The organism is Streptomyces sp. NPDC005574 (assembly GCF_040605435.1).
Lineage (GTDB): Bacteria > Actinomycetota > Actinomycetes > Streptomycetales > Streptomycetaceae > Streptomyces.
The window spans coordinates 1-1862 of sequence record NZ_JBEXCW010000284.1 but is presented as its reverse complement, the minus strand read 5'-3'; the positions used below and the strand labels follow the sequence as shown (position 1 = coordinate 1862).

At 58.4% G+C, this 1862-nt stretch carries 2 pseudogenes; both read right to left on the bottom strand.

The window, feature by feature from the left end:
• Positions 1–368: 368 nt before the first annotated feature.
• Positions 369–1358, bottom strand: a pseudogene (locus ABZT03_RS44145) (acyltransferase); the annotation flags it as partial.
• A 188-nt stretch (positions 1359–1546) separates the two neighbouring features.
• Positions 1547–1862: pseudogene (locus ABZT03_RS44140) on the bottom strand (hypothetical protein); the annotation flags it as partial.

The window sequence follows — 1862 nt, the reverse complement described above, 5'->3', positions numbered from 1 at the left end:
ACCTGAAAGATCATCAGAAGTCGCGCTCGTCCTGCAACTAGCCACATCAAAACGGGGCAGAACCACTCAAGGGACAACTACGCCGGGGCCGTGCTGACGAATCGAGGTTGATTGGCATAGAAAATTCCGATCACGCTGCTCGGCATGCCGCCGAATATAAAACCTTTTGAATAGGCTGATACTTTGCGCCCTTACGAACTGCTCCAGAAACGCCGGGATGCTTCATGGCCCAGGGTGAGGCAAGGGCAATCCTGGACTCCGCAGCCTGGTGCTTAACCTGCCGGTCAAAGTGCCGTGCCAGACTATCGTCACCGGTTTGCAGAGAAATAGACGAATGGGACTTCGGCGATTCCCAGCTTGCGGCAGAGCTAGTTGGAGGGGTTGCGACGATTACCCAGAATAAGTCGCCTTCCGGGCAGTTCAACGCATTCGTACAAAATCCAGGCCCACATCAGAGAGGCAAGGAACGCTCCGATCGCCGCTGCAAGAGCAGGAAGCGCTCTGAATCCTGGATTCGCTGAGAACAGCCGTTCCCCAATACCCATAACCACGATGTGCACCATGTAAAAAGAAAATGACACCTTGCCCAACCAGACCAGCGCGGGACGTCGCCACAGTGACGAGGAGTGGCTGAGGTCAGCCTGTGCGCCTGCAGGGATGAGCAAGGCAAGGCCCCCTACAGTGCAGGCCGAGTAGGTGAAGGCATCGGGTACGTAGTGGGTAAGAAAATAGCCGGCGACAGTGAGAATCGTGGCAGCTGCGAGGCTCGGCCCGCGCCAGGCCCCGCGCCGCACCAGCGTGCTGAGAACTGCCCCAAGGACGAACTCCGGCAGCCGTACCAGCGGGAAAAAGATCGGCCAGTCCAAACCGAAATGCACATTTACCCAGGGCAGCAGGACAACGCTCGCTGCACTGACCGCAGCCATCGTGGCCACGATACCCGTGGCACACCTGCGGAGGACGGCTAGAAGGGCCGGAAAGATCAGATAGAAGAAGGCTTCACAGGCCAGTGACCAGCTAACAGTCCTCATTGGGTCCCAGGCTGGGTTCCAGGAACTCATCAGCATCAAGTCGCCCAGCCAGGCCCAGAAGCCGTGGGGTCGCAGCCGCGGAAGCAACCGAATCGCCAGCACTAGCCCCATGATCGCGGTGACCACGTGAACCGGGTAGATCCGTGCAAGTCGGCGACGCCAAAACAGCAAGACGCGGTCGTGGGGGCGAGCGGACCACACGAGAACGAACCCGGAGAGCATGAAAAAGAAAGAAACCCCGACCCGTCCAGGTTTGAACACCCAGGAGACAAGGTGCCCCAGGTCTCCTCCGAAATATCCGTAAAGTTGAACGTGGTAAAGGAAGACTAGGAAGGCTGCCCCCTAGCGCATTCCGGTCAGAGACGACAATGGTTCAGCGCTGAAGTGGGGTGCCCCGGATTTTGCGTGTTCCGTCGTACCAGTTACGAGGCGCATCATGTCCATATATTGTGCTAGTAGCGGAAGGGAAATACCGATCGCGTGATGAGACGGTCAGTACCGGTGCCGTGAGACTATTATGTGTAGATGCCTACACCGACGAGCACAAACCAGAAGAGCGCGGCGGCCTGAAGGAAGCGGTCGGAAAAGGCGAGGTCCTCAGGAGCCCCTCCGCGTCCGCTCTCCAAATGCAGACTGTAACGGAACAGGCCGGCGACAAAAGGGGCGACAGATAGCTGAAACCAACCAGACTCCTGCCCACCCACAGCAGATGACGCGCCAAGCCCAAAAGCCCATAGACCTCGATTCGTCAGGGGTTGTGAGCTGCTGACCGGTTGGTCGGTTCGCCCCTTTTGTCCCTGATGGTTGGGGATGGGGCCGTCGCGTGTCGCT